Here is a 17,376-nt window from a genome sequence, read left to right as displayed (position 1 = left end):
ACTTATTGAAGGTTAGATTAGCATGTTTGAAGAGATGAATATAGAAGAAATTTGTTATAATGTATAAAAAAGGACATTATATAGATGTTAATAGATACACATTGTCATTTGGATGATGATCGGTATGAAGATGATATAGAACAGGTTTTGGAAAATGCCAGAGAAAAAGGTGTAGAGAAATTCATTATACCAGGAGCAGATCCTAAAACCTTACAAAGAGCAGTGGATTTGGCTGAACGGTATGAGAGTATCTATTTTGCTGTAGGTGTGCACCCTTATGATGCCGGAGAGTATGATAGAACCTCTATGGAACCCTATGTGACGCATCCTAAATGTGTCGCAATCGGCGAATGCGGATTGGATTATTTCAGACTGCCAGAGTCAGAGGATGAAATCGATAAAGAAAAAAAGCTGCAAAAAGAAGTTTTTATAGATCAGATACTTTGGGCAAAAGAGCTGCAAAAGCCACTGATAGTCCATGTAAGAGAATCAACTCCGGATTGTCTCGCTTTACTTGATGAATATGCGGGTGAAGAGGGGGGAGTATTGCATTGTTATAATGCAGATGAATCTTTACTCAAGCTTGCTAAAAAGAATTTTTATTATGGTATTGGCGGTGTATTGACATTTAAAAATGCTCGAAAGCTTATCAATGTCTATCCTAAAATTCCTCAAGATAAGTTAGTGATAGAGACGGATGCACCGTATCTTACGCCTCATCCCCATCGCGGTGAGAGAAATGAGCCCAGTTATACTACACTGGTAGCTGATAAAATGGCTGAACTCTCTTTGCTTAGTAGGGAGGAGATCGAAACGTTAAGTACAGAAAATGCCCAAAGACTTTTCAGGTTCTGATTCACATGTATAGAAGGATAGGATATTTTAAAAGTATTTTATTTTTCTATATGTTCTGTATTAGTTCTATGTATGGAGTCTCATTAGAACATAAATACCCTAGCTATACCTATGTATTTCATGAATTTGATATAGATGAATCTTATCATTATAATGAAGAGTTTATCTCTTTTGTCTCAAAGCATGAAAAAAAGTTACAATCATTTTATAGACGCTCCTTACTTCGAGGTAAAGAGATATTGCCAACGATGCAGGGACTTCTTGTAGAGGATGGTGTAAGTGATCTATTTATCTATCTTTCTATGGTGGAATCCGGATTTTCCACAGATGCCGTTTCTCCCAAAAAAGCGGTAGGTTTATGGCAGTTCATGCCTGCAACAGCTAAAGAGTATAATCTGACAGTATGCCAAAGCTATGATGAACGGTGTGATATGGTCAGTGCTACCTCTGCAGCAATAAACTATCTCCATAAACTCCATAATCAGTTTGGAAAATGGTATTTGTCAGCCATGGCTTACAACTGTGGAGAAGGTTGTGTAAGCAGGGCCATTAAACGTGCAGGAACAGATGAGTTAAGTGTGTTGATAGATGGGAATTTGAAATATCTGCCTCGTGAAACACGACAGTATATGAAAAAGATTCTTCTTCTTGCGATGATAGGTGAAAATGATACTTTAGATTTTAGCGATAACACAGATGATAAGCCAGGAAATCTCCTCATAGAGGTCTATGTACTTGCCGGGACACCACTAAAAGAGATTGCAAAACTATTAAATATGAAGGAAGAGAAACTTTTAAAACTAAACAAAAGTTTAAAAGAGGGTATAGTACCAAAAGAGAAACCCACTTATAAAATCACTATTCCTATTGAAAAAGTCTATGCTTTTTACTTGCGATATCAGTTAGCAGATAAAAAGAAAGTCTTTAAATCCCATATGGTCTCTCACACAGTCGCATTAGGAGAAACTGTAGAGAGTATTGCGAAATTGTATAATGTGGATGGAGAGGAGATCATGAGTGCTAATCACTTAAAAAATGATTTTCTTGTCTTGGATAGTTTACTGGTGATTCCTGTAAACAAGAAAACATTTGATAAAATAATAAAATAATAATTTATTATATTTTATCATGTGTTGTAAAAGGGAAGATATGTTTAAAAAAAATCTGCTGGTTACTTCTATCCGTATCGCTCCACTTGTTTTCTTGTTGATGCTTAGTAGTTATTGGAGTTATAGAGAATGGAAAAGAATGGACCCTTCAGATACAGGGCTTTTTGTCTCTTTATTGGTCATCGCAGTGTTGAGTCTCTTGTACCTTGGATATGTATGGTTTGATCAGCGCAAGGAGAAAAGAGAGAACAGAGCACTGCGCTCTGTGTTAGACAGCATCGATCATTTAGCAGATATCAAGATAGGGATCATGACACAACAAAGAGAAGAAGTCTATAAGTATATTGCACGTCTTTTTTTCCTTTTAGAGGAGAAAGGAAAAGAGATTAAAGAGGAGGCAGAGGCAAAAAGTCAATTTTTATCGACCATGTCTCACGAAATCCGTACACCGCTCAATGGTATTTTAGGTTTTACTAAACTTCTAAAAGAAATGGATACAACAGAAGATCAAGAAGAGTTCATCTCCTTGATCGAAAATTCATCAAACAATCTTATTGCTATAGTGAATGATGTTTTGGATCTTTCTAAAATGAATGCGGAAAAAATGGAGATCGAATCTATCCCTTTCAATTTATTTGAGACCATCGATCTGACGGTAGCATCCTTTGCACAAATGGCGGATCAAAAGGACATTGAGTTTGGGGTATTGGTCGATCCGACTCTATCGCCTTATATGATCGGTGATCCTACAAAACTTTCTCAAATATTGACAAATCTTATAGGGAATGCCATTAAATTCACGGATGCCTACGGTAAGATCAATCTTTTTGTTGAAGGGGTAAGTAGTGACAAAGATCACACAGGGTTAAAGTTTTCTGTGAGTGACAACGGTATCGGACTGAGTGAAGCACAGCAAAAGACTATTTTTGAAGCCTATGGACAGGCAACAGCAGGTACAAGCCGAAAATATGGAGGTACGGGACTCGGACTGACTATATCACGGAAAATGGTTCAGTTGATGGGTGGAGAACTTGAAGTCAAAAGTAAAGAGAATGAAGGAACGACTTTCTTCTTTACTTTACCATTAGAAAAAAACAAAGATCATGAACCTAGTGTCTATATTGACTTTTCTGATCTCTCTGTTGGTCTTGCGCTTCCTGTAAAGAGTATCAATCGTCAGTTGGATACCAATCTTCAAACCTATATAGAACACTTGGGTGCAACATTTTCATTCTACTATTATGAAGATCTTTTTGAGTCTGAGACACCTGTAAGCTTACCTGATATTATGATATTTGATCATCACTATGCGAGATTGCCAGGAGAGTTGGAACAGTGTGCTGCTCTGGAGTGTAAATCTGTACTTTTGACCAATGGTAGTTTAAGGGCGCGTGTCAATCCACAACAACATCATTTTACCGATGTGGTCCTCACACCTGTCAGTCTGGCAAAAACGATCAGGATCTTAACCAATGCAAGTGAGCATAAGAAAGAGAAGATACTTACCTCTGATACAGTAGAAGATACCGAACAGTTTCAAGGACTTCATGCACTCGTGGCGGATGACAACCAGATCAACTGCAAGCTCATAAAGATCATTTTGGAAAACCTTGGTCTGGAAGTGACTGTGGTCAATGATGGAAAAGAGGCAGTTGCGATGTCTACAAAAAATGTCTATGACATCATATTTATGGATATTGAAATGCCTATTATGGACGGAGTTGAAGCCTGTAAACATATTGTAGAACATGAAACAGAACATCATTTGAAACATGTTCCTATCATTGCACTTACCGCAAATACTTCCTCAGGAGATAAGGAGAAGTATATGTCTAAAGGTATGGATGATTATGCCGTGAAGCCACTAGATATAGAAGCGCTAAAAATGATTATCTCAGAGCATTGTAACTCTTAGTCTATCAAGCAAAAACAAAGTCAAATAAAGCGATAATACCTACCTAAATATAAATGCATCCCCGAGGTATTATGAAGAGACTTGTATCCCCAATATTATTGATCACTATTTTGGGGGTAAGTACTCTTTTTACAGGGTGTGGACCGGAACCTAGGGATCCGAAAGCCACAAAATATACAAGTGCAGCCAGACATAAAGCTACCATGCGTTCCTATAAGGTCTTAGGCAAACGTTACAACCCAACGTATGTAGAGGTAGGACAGGTCATGTATGGGATCTCAAGCTGGTATGGACCTAACTTTCATGGTAAACAGACAAGTAATGGTGAAGTCTATAATATGCATGCAAGAACCGCAGCACATAAAACATGGCCCATGGATACGATGGTAAAAGTCAATAACCTGGTCAATGGTAAAAGTACGATCGTCCGTATTAATGACAGAGGGCCTTTTGTGAGAGGCCGGATCATTGACTGCAGTTATACAGCCGGAAAAGAGATAGGACTTGACAAAATGGGGATCGCTAAAGTTTCGATAGAGGTGGTCGGATTTGCAGGAAAAGTTGAGTCAGATGCAGCGATTGCTAGACAGAAAAGAGAACATACACAAAAACGTATAGTACTCTCCAATTTCGGTGTACAAGTGGGTGCATTCAGACGTTATGAAGGTGCCAAAGTCTATCAAAGAAAATATAGCAGCATGTATAAACGCTATAATACCATCATAAGACGTTTTGATGATATCGATGGGGCACCGCTGTACCGTGTATGGCTCATGGGCTTCAGGTCTGAAGAAGAAGCGAGGGACTTTAAGGCGCATAATTACCTAGAAGGTGCATTTATCGTAAGAAATTAATCAAAGTAGGAAGAAAGATGATAGAAGTAACAAGAGAAACCAAAGAGACACAAATTTCAGTCAAGCTCAACCTGTATGGTTCAGGAAAAGCCAAGATAAACACCGGTGTAGGATTTTATGACCATATGCTTGAAGCCTTCACTAAACATGCGCATATTGACATGGAAGTGACGTGTACAGGTGATACACATATTGATGATCACCATACAGTTGAAGATGTAGGTATCGTGATAGGTCAAGCGCTTAAAAAAGCGATCTATCCTGTACAGAGTATAGAGCGTTTCGGTAATGCAACTGTCGTGATGGATGAAGCCAGTGTGACCTGTGATATCGATCTGTCAAATAGAGGGTATCTTGTATTTGAACTTCCTATTGGTGGTAAAGTAGGGAACTTTGATGTGGAGCTTGTAGAAGAGTTCTTTAAAGCGTTTGCCTTCAATCTTCCTTTGACACTTCACCTTATCTATAACCGTGGTAAAAACAAACACCACATCATAGAGGCTGCATTTAAAGCACTGGCTGTAGCGCTTCGCAGGGCGGTAACGGTGAATGAGAATGCCGGTATACCAAGTACAAAGGGTGTACTGTGAGTATTGAACTGGTTGTACTTGATGTAGACGGTACTATGACAGACAGTCATATCACGTATAGTGAACATGGTGATGAGATCAAGTCTTTTAACGTCAAAGATGGTTTGGCTATTGCTTCATGGAGAAAACTGGGAAAACAGGTGGCCATCATCACAGGAAGATCTTCAAGCATTGTTGCACGCCGTGCAAAAGAGCTGCATATAGAGCACTTCTATCAGGGTATTGATAACAAAAAAGAAGTGTTGGAATCACTCTTGGAAAAGCTTGATCTCACCATGGAGAATGTTGCAGCCATAGGAGATGATCTTAATGATCTGCCAATGCTAAAAGCAGCTCACATTTCATTCGTACCCAGAGATGCAAGTGCGTATGTAGATAAGATCGCTAATGTAGTGCTTTCTAAAAGAGGTGGAGATGGTGCAGTACGTGAAATGATAGAATACCTCATTGTAAAAGAAGGGCTTGAAAAGAAGTATCTGGAGCTATGGGAATAAAATTAGAATACATATTGACCATTATGATCATCGGGATCATATCCGGTGCTCTCATGTTAAAGTTACAAGATGCTCATGCACCAAGTACAGCATTTACCAAAGAGCTTGAATTCACTGATACCACTTTGACGGAAGTAGATACGGAAACTATGAATAGTCGTATATATGGTACATATGGGGTGAGGGACAAGGGTGTATTGAAGGTAGAGAAGATACGATATCTTGATGATCAGATAGAGTCACTTTCTGCGGACAAAGGTAAACTTGAGAATGATATACTGCAATTAGAGGGGCATGTGGTCATGCAGGAGAAAGGTGGCTATAGATATGAAACAGAACATGCTATCTATAATAAAAAGAGTGAAATATTACATATCACAGCACCTTTTACCGGTACAAGAGGGCAAAATATTATTAAAGGACAAAGTATGGAGTATGATACACGCCAAAAAAAGGCTACCGGTAAGACCGTGGATACAGTATTTTATACCCCTGACAAGTAATATCGTGCTACAATATTCAACCAGGTCACAAAGGGACGCTATGCATTTTGTAAAAATAATACTTTTAGTGATGCTCACACAGACACTTTTTGCAGAAAGGGTAGAGATCACTTCTACATCTATGGAAGCAGAAGAGCTCAAGAAAGAAGTACACTTCATAGGTAATGCCAAAATAAAAAAAGGGGATGACTGGTTACATGCCGATAGAGTCATAGTCTACTTTGATGACAATAATGAAACAAAAAAATATGAAGCTATGGGATCAGTGAAATTCGAATTTAAAAAGGATGAAAAACATTTTAAAGGAAGTGCAGATAAAGTGGAGTACAATATCGTTCAATCACTTTATGTATTGATCGGTAAAGCAATTTTGGATGATCTGGTCAAGAAAAGTCATCTCAATGGTGATAAGATCGTTTTGGATATGTCTACGGGGAGTGTAGATGTGAAAGGTAACCGTAAAAAGCCTGCGAAGTTTATTTTTGATATGAAGGACGAATAGTGAGTACACCTCGAGTAGTAGAAGCAGCATTTATCAAGTCAGCACAGAGCATTGCAGACTCTTTACCTGAAGATATGAGTGAAGTGGTTTTTTTAGGACGTTCCAATGTAGGGAAAAGTTCTACACTAAATTCATTGACGCAAAGAAAGAACCTGGCTAAAAGTTCAGCTACACCAGGAAAAACACAACTGATCAACTTTTTTGAAACGAGATATCTCTATAACGAACAGAGTTACCCTGTACGTTTTGTGGATCTACCGGGATTTGGGTATGCAAAGGTCTCTAAATCATTGAAAGAAGTGTGGCAGAAGAACCTTGTGGAATTTATTCAACATCGTGTCTCTATTCGTCTTTTTATCCATCTTCGTGATGCCCGCCATCCACATGCCAAGATAGATGATGACGTTGAAGCGTATATCTCTGAATTTATTCGTCCTGATCAGAAGTATCTGACTGTGTTTACGAAGATCGATAAACTCAATCAAAAAGAGAGATCGAAGCTCAAAAAAGACTTTCCCGGTTCTATCACACTTTCAAACCTGAAGAAGAATGGTCATGACAGGGTACATCAAATGATACTGCAAACGATCTTCGGTGTAGAGGATGGAACTAAAAGTAAAAGTAACAGTGTAGAAGAGAATGAGGAAAAAGAGTGATTGAACTTGTAAAAGCGAAACTGAGTGATATCCCTGCAATGCAGGCACTGGTTGCCCCTGAAGTAAAAGACGGGATCATCCTGAATCGTACAGAAGATGAAGTAGCGACGAATATACGCTCCTATGTTTTGGCCAAAGACGGTGAGAAACTTGTGGGGTATACAGCCTTGCATATACACTCGAGAAGACTGGCTGAGATCAGAAGTCTTATCGTAGATGAAGCCTACCGTGGGCAGAATGTAGGTCAAAGAATGGTACAGTTCACACTTGAAGAAGCGAAGAATATAGGTGTGGAAGAGGACGTACTTGTCTTAACGTACCTCCCTCAGTTCTTTCTAAAATTGAATTTTAAAGAGATCGATAAAGAGGTGATACCTGAACATAAGATCTGGGCGGATTGTATCAAGTGTATTCATTTCCCTATTTGTAACGAAGTAGCCTTGGTCTACAAATTAGCGTAATCTGGGTTTTTGATGGATCATGTAACAAAAGCGCAACATGGCCTGTTCTTTTGGTTATTTGCCGGTACATTCATCTTTTTTTATCCCATGCTCATCTCTATCTATGTTTTTCTACCCCTACTGATAGGGGCGATGGGTTATATGCTGGTGCAGGGATTAGAGAGAGCAAAAGCACCTTTTATTTTACTTGCCATTGTCTATATGGTCAATTTGGAAGTTAATCTCTCTTTGCCGATCTTTCTTTCAGTGATCTCTTCATTATTGTTTTATTTACTTCTCTATCCCTCTTTAAAACATTTCCGAAGATGTATCATATGCAGAGCCCTGTTAAGTGTAGTTTTTTTAGATCTTATGTATCTGGGATGTCTGTTTGCTTATGATTTTATCTTTCAGACCCAGAGTATTATCCTGGATGAGATCCTGCTTTATACCCTTATCGTAGATATGTTAGTTGTGGTGATCCTATGAGATACAAGTTTATCGTATTGGTCTTCCTTATTTTTTGGGCTGTCATGATCACAAGACTCTATCATGTTAGTATCAAATCCAATTTTTACTATGAGGGATTGGCAAAAGAGAATATAGAAAGAAAACAGTTTATTAAACCCGTAAGAGGTGAGATAACAGATGCCCGTGGAAACCTACTGGCCATGAACCAGATCGGTTTTTCACTCTCTATTGCACCACACTTGAAAGTCAAGAACCATCAGTTGGAAAATGTCATCGAAAAACTAATTGAAACATTTCCAGATCTCAATAAAACAGTGATGTTGAAAGTCTATAAAAAGCACAATTCACCTTACAATCACAAATATATAAAGGTTGTAGATTTTATACATTACGCAGATATGATGGGGGCTTATCCAAAATTAAGTCTCATAGAGAACATTAAAATAGAAGCGGAGACAAAACGTTATTATCCTTATGGAAAGTATGCAGCACATATCGTCGGATACACTGGAAGGTCCAATAAAAAAGAAAATGAAAAAGACCCTGTTGTCAATGAGGTTGGTAAAACAGGAAAAAGTGGTCTGGAGCGCTATTATAATAAAGTTCTGGAAGGTGAACTGGGTTATGAGATCAGTAAGGTCACGGCAACGAATAAAGCCATAGAGGTACTTGAAAAAGAACTTCCCAAAGACAATAAAAATATACAACTCAATATAGACATAGAGCTCCAGAAAATGATCTATGAGCGTTTTGGAGAGGATACAGGAGTGGCAGTTGTCATGCGTACCAATGGTGAGGTCTTAGCAGCAGTGAGTTACCCTTCTTATGATCCTAATCTTTTTGTTGGAGGCATCAGCTCTAAGGAGTGGAAAGCCCTGCAGGATAATATTGATCATCCTTTTACCAACAAATTTATCCATGGAACCTATCCTCCGGGCTCAACGATCAAAATGGGTATGGCCTTGGCATTCTCTAAAGCATTGCCTAATTCTCTTGGGGCACCCGAGTATTGTAATGGGCATATCACACTGGGTAGCAGTAAACATAAGTTCAGATGTTGGTCACGGTGGGGACATGGAAAGGTTGATCTTAGAAAAGCGATACGAGAGAGTTGTGATGTCTACTTTTACAACAAAAGTTTAAAAGTTGGTATCGATGCGATGGCAGAAAACCTTCGTACTTTTGGTCTGGGTGTACAAACAGGCGTGGATCTGCCACGTGAATATGCAGGTGTGATGCCAGATAAGGCATGGAAGATGAAACGTTATAAACAGCCATGGTATATGGGTGAGACAGTCATCGCAGCGATCGGTCAAGGATATGACCTCGTCACACCTTTACAAGTAGCACGTTATACTGGCTTGATCGCTACTGCATCCCTAGCTAAGCCATTGATTGCAAGGGAAGTGGATGGGAAGAAAATTGAGCCTGAAATAAAGCCTTTGAGTTTTAATACGTATTATTTGAATGAGATTAGAAAAGGGATGTATGATGTATGTAATGTAAGAAGCGGAACGGCATATAGAACCATGAGTAAACTGCCTATTGTTGTTGCCGGTAAAACTGGTACTTCACAAGTCACTTCTATCCCTCAATCCACGCAAGTACGTTTAAAAGAGGAAGAGCTGGCCTATTATCACCGTTCCCATGCCTGGATCACTACGTATGCTCCGTATGAAGATCCTAAATACATTGTCACAGTACTGGTTGAACATGGAGGTCATGGTGGTAGTACGGCTGGTCCTATCACCGCAGATATCTATAAATGGCTCTACAGAGAAGGCTACTTCTCTGCTGCCGAAGGACCTAACGGAGATGTAGATAACAACAGCTTAAGATAATTTGTTACATATTTTGTAGCGTATTATTTAAAAAGAGTCCTAAGATAATGATGAGGCTAATGCCTGCTGATTTGTTGTAGAGTTTGTTGGCTGTAATAAATACAAGAAGTAGTGTTGCGACGATCATAGTAGAAATATCAAAGATATAGGCAGGTGCATTGATACCCATAGGTTTTGTCAAGGCTGCTGCACCAAGAACCACGGTCGTATTTGCCATATTTGAACCGATGATATTTCCTATAGCCATATCCACTTTACCTTTCACCGCTGCAGAGATACTTACAACCAATTCCGGTAGTGATGTCCCCAGTGAAACCATAATGATACCTATGATCCACTCTGAGATCCCAAAGCTTTTAGCGATGTCTGAAGCACTTTCTACGGTAAAATGTGCACCAATGATCACAAGTACAAATCCGCCAAAGAGTATACTTATACTCTTTGGCCAGGAGAACGAAACTATATCAAGATCATCTAAATCCTCTTCAGGAATATTTTTGGCATCTTGAAGCAAAAAGACAAGGTATGCACCCATTAAAAGTAACAAAAGTGACGCATCAAACCTTGTGATCACACCATCCAGTATCATCAATATAAAGACCAGTACCGGTACCAGTGCCCAGGTACTGTCTTTGGCAAAAAAGTCTCTGCTTGGGTTGATCTTTGTGGCTATAAGAAAAACAGCTGCGAGTACAAGGGTGATATTCAGTACATTACTTCCTATGACATTGGCTATGGCTATATCCGGTTTATTACTTACACTGGCAGCGATACTCGCTGCCATCTCAGGTAAAGAAGTACCAAGGGCAATGAGCGTTGCACCGATAATAAATTCTGGAATGTTGAACTTTAAAGCGATACGTTCACTTTGGTTTATAATGAGGTCAGCACCCCAGATCAATACACCCATGGCAATAACAAAAATTACAAAACTCAACTTAAGACTCCTCTGTTCTTACGATTAGACTGTTAGGCAGATCAAATTCCTCTATGATCTCTTTCTCTCTTATCCTCATTTCACCTTCATCCTTTTCATGGTCAAAGCCCAGAAGATGCAGCATGCCATGAATGAACAAAAGTGAGAGTTCATCTTGAACTGTATGTCCGAATTCTACAGCCTTTTCTTTTACAAAAGACTCTGCAATAATTATAGAGCCTAAGGGCATTCCAAAGATTGATTGCTCTGTAAAAGGTGTCTCCATAGGAAATGAGAGTACATCTGTTACCTTGTTCTTACCTCTATGCTCTGCATTGAGTTCCTGCATGGTCTTATCATCAGTAATGATCAGCTCTACTTCTTTGGTAGAAAGCGTATCTGCAATCTTCTCTAAAGCTTCCAGATCCACTACCAGTGATGTTTGATTATCTAAGTCTATCATGCAGGAAGTTTACCCAAATCTTGGTAAAATGGCAGTAAATCTTAAAATAGTTATAAATATTTTTGAGCCAATGGCTATGCTCTTTAGTGAAAGGCACCAAGGGTATTCCCTTCGGTCAATTTTCACGGGGCTTAGCTCTGTGAAAAGGAGACATGTTTATGAAAAAAGCAGTATGTATTATTTCCGGAGGTATGGACAGTGCATTGAGTGCTAAAATAGCGCAAAATGAAGGGTATGAAATTATCGCTTTGCATTTTAACTACGGACAGCGTACACAGGATAAAGAACTTGAATGTTTCCGGAAGATCGCATCGGCAGTTGATGCCTCTGAAACGTATGAGATCGATCTGCCTTTTTTTGAGCAGATCGGTGCATCTGCCTTGACAGATCAAAGCATTGATGTACCGACGGGAGGGTTAGAAAAGGGTGTACCGGTGACCTATGTGCCTTTTCGAAATGGTATCTTTCTCTCCATTGCTGCTGCAGTGGCTGAGAAACATGGTGCGCAGGCACTTTTTATCGGTGTGGTAGAAGAAGACAGTTCAGGATACCCTGACTGTCGTGAGAGTTATATCAAACAGATGCAAAAAGCGATCAACCTGGGTACAAAAGATGAAACAGATCTGGAGATACGAATGCCATTGGTGGATTTGAAAAAAAGCGAGATCGTTCAAAAGTCTTTAGAGCTTCATGTCCCATTGAAAGATACATGGAGTTGTTATAAATCAGAAGAGAAGGCTTGCGGTGTGTGTGACAGCTGTCGATTGAGATTAAAAGGATTTGAAGAAGCGGGAAGTGTAGACCCGATTCTTTATGCGTAGCAGAGGTTTATTCAAAGGTAAACCCTCTGACAATAAAATTCAGTTCATATCCATGGTCCGGATATCTTTTTAGTCCCTCTGCAATAAATTGATGTCTAGTGATCTGTCTATCCCATAGACGGTAGGTCAATTTTTTAAACCACTCTTTTTTTTCATTTGTATTGAGCGAAAGTCGCTTATAATTAGGATCATCTTGGATACCTGAGGCTATTTTTCTCATGGTGTTTTCATACGCCTCTTTCTTTTCAGGAGTGGGCTCTTCATAATCATACTGTGTCTTTGGTGTTTGAATCTGTTGTGTCGGTTGGGTTGTTTGAGTTGGTTTCTTTGGTTCTATGAGATGACCTATAGAACTTGTACACCCAGAGAATCCAAATGCAGCCAATATCGTTAATAAAAAATGTCGTTTCATTGTGCCCTTTCTTGTAAATTATTATGTGGGTATTGTAACGAAATGAAATAAAAATTACTATGATATAATGCCATAAAAAATAAAGGAAATGACCATGATAATCCGTGCAAAATCACCTCAAGCAAAAGAAGCATACAGTCTTGTAGACGCATTGCAGGCTTATTTCGTCTCAAAATTGAACGCTGTTGCGTTACAGTTTGGAAAAGGCAGGTCATGTGAAGCTGTCACATGGGAACGTGACGGCGGAGAACACGGTGGCGGTGTACGATATGAAGCCAGAGACACCGTTGTCTATGACAGAGGTTCGGTCAATATTTCCCAAGTACACTATGATGACGATGAGAGTAAAAAGTTAGGTTCAGCCACTGCTATCTCTACGATCATTCACCCGCGTAATCCCCATGCCCCTTCTATGCATATGCATATCTCTTGGACACAGATGAAAGATGGAGAAGGGTATTGGCGTGTCATGGCGGATCTCAACCCTTCGCTTCTAGGTGAATCTGATGCAGATAAAAAGCATTTTTCCCAAACACTTAAAAACGTTATAGGTGCATTGTATGAAGAGGGTGCCGCACAGGGTGACAGATATTTTTATATCCCGGTACTGGGACGACATCGCGGTGTAAGCCATTTTTATCTTGAAGGTTACAATAGCGGAAACTTTGAAGAAGACAAAGCGTTTGTCCTGAAAGTAGGTGAAAGAGTGATAGAGACATATATTGACATTATTTCGAAAAAACTCATGGAGTATCCTACATTTACAGAGGAAGAGAAAGAAGAACAACTGGCGTATCATACACTCTATCTTTTCCAGGTACTTACACTGGATAGAGGCACCACATCTGGTCTGTTGGTACATGATCAGAATGATGTAGGTATCATGGGTTCCATCCCTTCTCATGTGAACAGGGATCTCTTGGCTTCATGGGTACAAAAAATGCCTCAGCCTCAAGATCTCTTGGTTCAAGCATTGCTGAAAGCTTTACCTGATGAGATGCCGACACCTGTAGAAGAAAACACCAAAAAAGCATTAGCGTATGCTGTACGACAGCACTACAGAAAATATCCCGAAGCACTCAGTATGCAGGCCAGTGGAGATATCATTCCTCCAACCGTGGATAACCATCGTTAAGGAAAACAGTTATTCCAATGTAAGAGATACTTCTCTTACTTGACCCTTTCTAAAAATTTTTACCTGTACTGTATCACCGATATCATATCTCTCCAGTGTAGAGAGAAGCATTTGGGTAGTCTCTATCTGATGTTGGTCTATCCCGACGATTATATCTCCAGAGATGAGTGTATTATTTTGTATAGTAACCCCTCTAAGGCCTGATCTCTTTGCCGCTGAATTTGGCTGAACTTCTATGACTGCAACACCAGAAATGTCCAGCTCTTTGGTGATCTTTTTATTCAGGTTTTCATTTATGGTGATGCCCAGTTTTGGTCTTTGGTAGTGACCCTCTTTAATGATCCGTGGTACGATACGGTTCACGGTATCCACAGGTACGGCAAAACCAATACCTGAATAGGTGCCTGAAGGACTGTAGAGCGCTGTATTTATACCGATCAATCTACCGGCACTATCCAGTAGAGGACCGCCGGAATTTCCCGGATTAATAGCTGCATCTGTTTGAATCAGTCCCTCAATGGTCGAACCATTGTTATTGACCAGAGTGCGATTGAGTGCAGAGACTACACCAGTGGTGAGTGTATGATCAAGACCAAATGGATTCCCTATAGCATACGTCATCTGTCCGACCTGCAGGTCATGACTTGTACCGATAGAAAGAGGGTTTGGCATATTGGGTATCATAGGTATACGTAAAACCGCCAGATCATGTTCCGGACTTGCTCCGATGAGCGTGGCATTAAAGGTACGCTGGTCACTGAGCCGTATTTTTACAGCGGAAGCACCTTGCAAGGCATGATAATTGGTAATGATGTGTCCCTGCCTGTCCCATATAAAACCTGATCCTGTACCTCGAGGTATACGGGTAATGTCACGCGTCCAAAGATTGAGCGTATCTTCAAGTGTTGTGATGTAAACCACGGAAGGACTGCTTTGTTGAAAGATCTCTATATTGGCTTTTTCGCTAGCTGAAAGTGATCCTCTAGCGGTGATGGATCTTGGTTCTGACTGTAGGGATGCCCATATATTTTCAATACTTGGCAGGAATAAAAAAAGGGCGAACAAAGTGATCAGGATCAAAAGTAAAATACGTATGCTTCGCAGGAGTGAAACACCATTAAAATCTTTTTCCATAATATTGAACCTTATGTATTTTATTTCAGCATAGCAGTTTAAATTTAACAAAGGTTAAACAGTATGCGATGGTTAAAGTGTTGTAAATTTTCCTTTGAACCTGTCTTTCTTTATCTGGTCATAGGTTCCCATCATGCCGTTCATAGCAATGAAAACACCTTCTTTATTTAAGGCATTGAGATATCCATAGGCAGAACAGAGGTTGGCAGTGGCTTCTACCGGGTCCACACTGTAGGGAACCATAGCACCTGTAAGGACGATACATTTTTCGATATCTGCATCCGCGAGATACTCAGCTGTTACATCCATGGTATCTGTACCATGTACGATCAGTATATGATGGTACTCAGATTGATTGATCGTCGCCAGAAGTTCCAGTCTGTCATGATTGGTCATGTCAAGACTGTCTTTGCCTATGAGGTTCATTATTTCAAATTCACACAGCCATTTTTTTGCGATCTCATTCAAGGCTTGTGACTCTACATCTATGATAAATTCACCCTTGATCGGGTCATAAATCTTGTTAAATGTGCCACCTGTACTCATAATAAGTGTCTTTTTCATCTATTTCCTTGATTTATGATAAATATAGTTTTAGATTTTACCATTATTGCGTTAAAATTATCGCATTAATTTCTATGGAGCATTATATGATAATGAAGGGTAAAAAAGGTGTTATTTTAGGCATCGCTAACAAAAAGTCTATTGCATACGGTATTGCAAAATCTTGTCAGGAGCAGGGTGCAGAGATGGCCATTACTTTCTTGAATGAAAGATTTGAGCAAAAACTGGCTCCTATCGCAGAAGATCTAGGGTGCGGGGCAAGATTGTACCCTTGTGATGTAAGCAAACCAGAAGAGATCAAAGCACTCAAAGAGTCTCTTGAAAAAGATTTTGGTAAGATCGATTTTATCGTGCACTCAATCGCATTTGCACCTAAAGAGGGACTAAGCGGACGTTTCTATGATATCTCTAAAGAAGCTTTTGATGTGGCAATGGACATTTCTGTCTATTCACTCATCGAAATTACACGTGAGTTAAAGCCGATCCTTTCTGATAACTCTTCGGTATTGACACTCAGCTACTACGGTGGGGTTAAATACATCCCTAACTATAACCTTATGGGTGTGGCTAAAGCAGCATTGGAGATGACGACAAAGTATCTTGCAGAAGATCTTGGTAAAGATGGTATCCGTGTGAATGCCATCTCAGCAGGACCTATCAAGACCCTTGCAGCAGCAGGGATAGGTGATTTCTCATTTATGCTCAAGTGGAATCAGCACCACTCACCACTTAAACAAAATGTGACTATCGATCAGGTAGGAAACTCTGGTATGTACCTGCTTTCAGACCTCAGTTCCGGTGTCACAGGTGAGATCCATTATGTGGATGCAGGGTTTAACATCATGGGGATGCCTGCTGTTGAATTTGATACGAACGGAAAGCCTAAGATCGCTTGGGACGGAAACGCTTAATTGAAAGATTCTCCAGAATATTTGGCAAAGAAGTCTTTTTTTGACAAAGTGCTAACCATCTACGGACGTAATGCCGTGATGGAAGCACTGGAAGATGATGCTGTCACAATTCACAAACTCCACTTCTCAAAATCTAACAAAGATGCCACTATTTTGGAACAGATGAAAGAGATCGCTCAAAGAAGAGGTATCGAAGTAGCCTATCACGATAAGCAGGCACTATCACGTATCTCTAAAAATGCCAAACAGGACCAAGGTGTAGCCCTTGATATCGTACTTGAACATTTCGGTGATGAAGAGAGCTTCCTGGATGCCCATAATACGTATCGTATCATTGCACTCGATGGCATAACAAACCCCCAGAACCTGGGCATGATCATTCGTTCTTGCGCAGCAGGTAATGTAGATGCCATCTTGCTTCCTACCAAAGGAGCGGCACAGATATCACCTTTGGTGATCAAAGCCAGTGCAGGGACACTCTTTAAAATGCCTATCATCAAAACGACCGATCTTGAAAAGACGCTTGAGTCTTTTCAAAGCAAAGGAGCATCTCTTTATACACTCTCATCGCATGCATCAAACTCTTATAAAGAGCAGAGCTACAGCAACAAGACCATCTTTGTGCTTGGTAACGAGAGTGAAGGTGTCAGCAAGCGTGTAGAAGATCTGTGTGATAAAAGCATAGCCATACCTATGCAGCGTGGTGTTGAGTCTCTTAATGTCGCAGTAACCGCTTCTCTGCTTGCATTTTTATAATTTTTTACATTGATAAAACAAAGCATGTCAATTT

21 protein-coding genes are annotated in these 17,376 nt (G+C 39.8%); 16 read left to right on the top strand and 5 right to left on the bottom strand.

What is annotated here, in order from left to right; all coding sequences use genetic code 11:
* The first annotated feature begins 84 nt into the window (after window positions 1–84).
* The 12 genes from SULAR_RS04475 (at window position 85) to mrdA (ending at window position 10,230) form a co-directional block, all read left to right on the top strand.
* Window positions 85–855 (top strand): TatD family hydrolase, encoded by a 771-nt coding sequence (locus tag SULAR_RS04475; RefSeq protein WP_008243439.1) that lies wholly within the window; start codon window positions 85–87, stop codon window positions 853–855.
* Between the two features lie 50 nt (window positions 856–905).
* The gene (locus SULAR_RS04470; protein ID WP_238536354.1) at window positions 906–1,964 is read left to right on the top strand and encodes a lytic transglycosylase domain-containing protein; all 1,059 of its coding nucleotides are present in this window, start codon (window positions 906–908) and stop codon (window positions 1,962–1,964) included.
* A 40-nt stretch (window positions 1,965–2,004) separates the two neighbouring features.
* Window positions 2,005–3,879: an ATP-binding protein gene (locus SULAR_RS04465; RefSeq protein WP_008243433.1), complete on the top strand. Its 1,875-nt coding sequence runs from the start codon at window positions 2,005–2,007 to the stop codon at window positions 3,877–3,879.
* Window positions 3,880–3,950: 71 nt separating this feature from the next.
* Entirely contained in the window at window positions 3,951–4,733 is a 783-nt protein-coding gene (locus tag SULAR_RS11415) for a septal ring lytic transglycosylase RlpA family protein (protein WP_008243431.1), read from the top strand.
* A 17-nt stretch (window positions 4,734–4,750) separates the two neighbouring features.
* Window positions 4,751–5,323 (top strand): imidazoleglycerol-phosphate dehydratase HisB, encoded by a 573-nt coding sequence (gene hisB / locus SULAR_RS04455; protein ID WP_008243430.1) that lies wholly within the window; start codon window positions 4,751–4,753, stop codon window positions 5,321–5,323.
* Window positions 5,320–5,817 carry an HAD family hydrolase gene (locus tag SULAR_RS04450; RefSeq protein WP_008243429.1) on the top strand — a complete coding sequence of 166 codons (498 nt, stop codon included), beginning with the start codon at window positions 5,320–5,322 and terminating at the stop codon, window positions 5,815–5,817. Before hisB ends, SULAR_RS04450 begins: the two co-directional genes overlap by 4 nt.
* Window positions 5,808–6,320, top strand: coding sequence for an LPS export ABC transporter periplasmic protein LptC (gene lptC / locus SULAR_RS04445; RefSeq protein WP_008243427.1), 513 nt, complete (start codon window positions 5,808–5,810; stop codon window positions 6,318–6,320). Before SULAR_RS04450 ends, lptC begins: the two co-directional genes overlap by 10 nt.
* A gap of 40 nt (window positions 6,321–6,360) precedes the next feature.
* Entirely contained in the window at window positions 6,361–6,822 is a 462-nt protein-coding gene (gene lptA, locus SULAR_RS04440; RefSeq protein WP_008243426.1) for a lipopolysaccharide transport periplasmic protein LptA, read from the top strand.
* On the top strand, window positions 6,822–7,478 hold the full coding sequence (yihA, locus tag SULAR_RS04435; protein WP_008243424.1) for a ribosome biogenesis GTP-binding protein YihA/YsxC: 657 nt from the start codon (window positions 6,822–6,824) through the stop codon (window positions 7,476–7,478). The genes lptA and yihA overlap by 1 nt, the downstream gene beginning before the upstream one ends.
* Window positions 7,475–7,939: an N-acetyltransferase gene (locus SULAR_RS04430; protein ID WP_008243422.1), complete on the top strand. Its 465-nt coding sequence runs from the start codon at window positions 7,475–7,477 to the stop codon at window positions 7,937–7,939. Before yihA ends, SULAR_RS04430 begins: the two co-directional genes overlap by 4 nt.
* Window positions 7,940–7,951: 12 nt before the next feature.
* Window positions 7,952–8,407 carry a hypothetical protein gene (locus SULAR_RS04425; RefSeq protein ID WP_008243420.1) on the top strand — a complete coding sequence of 152 codons (456 nt, stop codon included), beginning with the start codon at window positions 7,952–7,954 and terminating at the stop codon, window positions 8,405–8,407.
* Window positions 8,404–10,230, top strand: coding sequence for a penicillin-binding protein 2 (gene mrdA / locus SULAR_RS04420; protein ID WP_008243418.1), 1,827 nt, complete (start codon window positions 8,404–8,406; stop codon window positions 10,228–10,230). The genes SULAR_RS04425 and mrdA overlap by 4 nt, the downstream gene beginning before the upstream one ends.
* Window positions 10,231–10,234: 4 nt before the next feature.
* Here the strand turns inward: mrdA and SULAR_RS04415 are convergent, their stop codons facing one another.
* The gene (locus SULAR_RS04415) at window positions 10,235–11,167 is read right to left on the bottom strand and encodes a calcium/sodium antiporter (protein ID WP_008243415.1); all 933 of its coding nucleotides are present in this window, start codon (window positions 11,165–11,167) and stop codon (window positions 10,235–10,237) included.
* A gap of 1 nt (window position 11,168) precedes the next feature.
* Window positions 11,169–11,609 carry an rRNA maturation RNase YbeY gene (gene ybeY / locus SULAR_RS04410; RefSeq protein WP_008243413.1) on the bottom strand — a complete coding sequence of 147 codons (441 nt, stop codon included), beginning with the start codon at window positions 11,607–11,609 and terminating at the stop codon, window positions 11,169–11,171.
* 158 nt (window positions 11,610–11,767) lie between these two features.
* On the opposite strand from ybeY, the gene queC reads away from it, so the two are divergent.
* Window positions 11,768–12,430: a 7-cyano-7-deazaguanine synthase QueC gene (gene queC / locus SULAR_RS04405; protein WP_008243412.1), complete on the top strand. Its 663-nt coding sequence runs from the start codon at window positions 11,768–11,770 to the stop codon at window positions 12,428–12,430.
* 7 nt (window positions 12,431–12,437) lie between these two features.
* Here the strand turns inward: queC and SULAR_RS04400 are convergent, their stop codons facing one another.
* Window positions 12,438–12,842, bottom strand: coding sequence for a hypothetical protein (locus SULAR_RS04400; RefSeq protein ID WP_008243411.1), 405 nt, complete (start codon window positions 12,840–12,842; stop codon window positions 12,438–12,440).
* Between the two features lie 94 nt (window positions 12,843–12,936).
* On the opposite strand from SULAR_RS04400, the gene SULAR_RS04395 reads away from it, so the two are divergent.
* On the top strand, window positions 12,937–13,977 hold the full coding sequence (locus tag SULAR_RS04395) for a coproporphyrinogen III oxidase (protein ID WP_008243410.1): 1,041 nt from the start codon (window positions 12,937–12,939) through the stop codon (window positions 13,975–13,977).
* A gap of 9 nt (window positions 13,978–13,986) precedes the next feature.
* Here the strand turns inward: SULAR_RS04395 and SULAR_RS04390 are convergent, their stop codons facing one another.
* Together SULAR_RS04390 and SULAR_RS04385 are read right to left on the bottom strand one after the other, a co-directional pair.
* Window positions 13,987–15,111 (bottom strand): S1C family serine protease, encoded by a 1,125-nt coding sequence (locus tag SULAR_RS04390; RefSeq protein ID WP_008243409.1) that lies wholly within the window; start codon window positions 15,109–15,111, stop codon window positions 13,987–13,989.
* Window positions 15,112–15,183: 72 nt separating this feature from the next.
* Window positions 15,184–15,675: an asparaginase domain-containing protein gene (locus SULAR_RS04385; protein ID WP_008243408.1), complete on the bottom strand. Its 492-nt coding sequence runs from the start codon at window positions 15,673–15,675 to the stop codon at window positions 15,184–15,186.
* Window positions 15,676–15,761: 86 nt separating this feature from the next.
* On the opposite strand from SULAR_RS04385, the gene fabI reads away from it, so the two are divergent.
* On the top strand, window positions 15,762–16,586 hold the full coding sequence (fabI, locus tag SULAR_RS04380; RefSeq protein ID WP_008243407.1) for an enoyl-ACP reductase FabI: 825 nt from the start codon (window positions 15,762–15,764) through the stop codon (window positions 16,584–16,586).
* Window positions 16,587–17,342, top strand: a complete 756-nt coding sequence (gene rlmB / locus SULAR_RS04375) for a 23S rRNA (guanosine(2251)-2'-O)-methyltransferase RlmB (protein WP_008243406.1) — start codon at window positions 16,587–16,589, stop codon at window positions 17,340–17,342.
* The last annotated feature ends 34 nt before the right edge of the window (window positions 17,343–17,376 follow it).

Origin of the sequence: Sulfurovum sp. AR, from assembly GCF_000296775.1 — a bacterium.
Classification (GTDB): Bacteria; Campylobacterota; Campylobacteria; order Campylobacterales; family Sulfurovaceae; genus Sulfurovum; species Sulfurovum xiamenensis.
The sequence above is the reverse complement of the archived record's forward strand: the minus strand, read 5'-3'. Positions and strand labels throughout refer to the sequence as shown.

What these genes read in the sequence shown, in the direction of transcription:
- queC (WP_008243412.1), top strand. Translation starts at nt 11,768, where the DNA reads ATGAAAAAAGCAGTATGTATTATTTCCGGAGGTATGGACAGTGCATTG.
- SULAR_RS04385 (WP_008243408.1), bottom strand. Translation starts at nt 15,675, where the DNA reads ATGAAAAAGACACTTATTATGAGTACAGGTGGCACATTTAACAAGATT.
- SULAR_RS04400 (WP_008243411.1), bottom strand. Translation starts at nt 12,842, where the DNA reads ATGAAACGACATTTTTTATTAACGATATTGGCTGCATTTGGATTCTCT.
- mrdA (WP_008243418.1), top strand. Translation starts at nt 8,404, where the DNA reads ATGAGATACAAGTTTATCGTATTGGTCTTCCTTATTTTTTGGGCTGTC.
- SULAR_RS04475 (WP_008243439.1), top strand. Translation starts at nt 85, where the DNA reads ATGTTAATAGATACACATTGTCATTTGGATGATGATCGGTATGAAGAT.
- SULAR_RS04465 (WP_008243433.1), top strand. Translation starts at nt 2,005, where the DNA reads ATGTTTAAAAAAAATCTGCTGGTTACTTCTATCCGTATCGCTCCACTT.
- SULAR_RS04395 (WP_008243410.1), top strand. Translation starts at nt 12,937, where the DNA reads ATGATAATCCGTGCAAAATCACCTCAAGCAAAAGAAGCATACAGTCTT.
- ybeY (WP_008243413.1), bottom strand. Translation starts at nt 11,609, where the DNA reads ATGATAGACTTAGATAATCAAACATCACTGGTAGTGGATCTGGAAGCT.
- SULAR_RS11415 (WP_008243431.1), top strand. Translation starts at nt 3,951, where the DNA reads ATGAAGAGACTTGTATCCCCAATATTATTGATCACTATTTTGGGGGTA.
- lptA (WP_008243426.1), top strand. Translation starts at nt 6,361, where the DNA reads ATGCATTTTGTAAAAATAATACTTTTAGTGATGCTCACACAGACACTT.
- SULAR_RS04390 (WP_008243409.1), bottom strand. Translation starts at nt 15,111, where the DNA reads ATGGAAAAAGATTTTAATGGTGTTTCACTCCTGCGAAGCATACGTATT.
- fabI (WP_008243407.1), top strand. Translation starts at nt 15,762, where the DNA reads ATGATAATGAAGGGTAAAAAAGGTGTTATTTTAGGCATCGCTAACAAA.
- SULAR_RS04425 (WP_008243420.1), top strand. Translation starts at nt 7,952, where the DNA reads ATGGATCATGTAACAAAAGCGCAACATGGCCTGTTCTTTTGGTTATTT.
- lptC (WP_008243427.1), top strand. Translation starts at nt 5,808, where the DNA reads ATGGGAATAAAATTAGAATACATATTGACCATTATGATCATCGGGATC.
- hisB (WP_008243430.1), top strand. Translation starts at nt 4,751, where the DNA reads ATGATAGAAGTAACAAGAGAAACCAAAGAGACACAAATTTCAGTCAAG.
- SULAR_RS04470 (WP_238536354.1), top strand. Translation starts at nt 906, where the DNA reads ATGTTCTGTATTAGTTCTATGTATGGAGTCTCATTAGAACATAAATAC.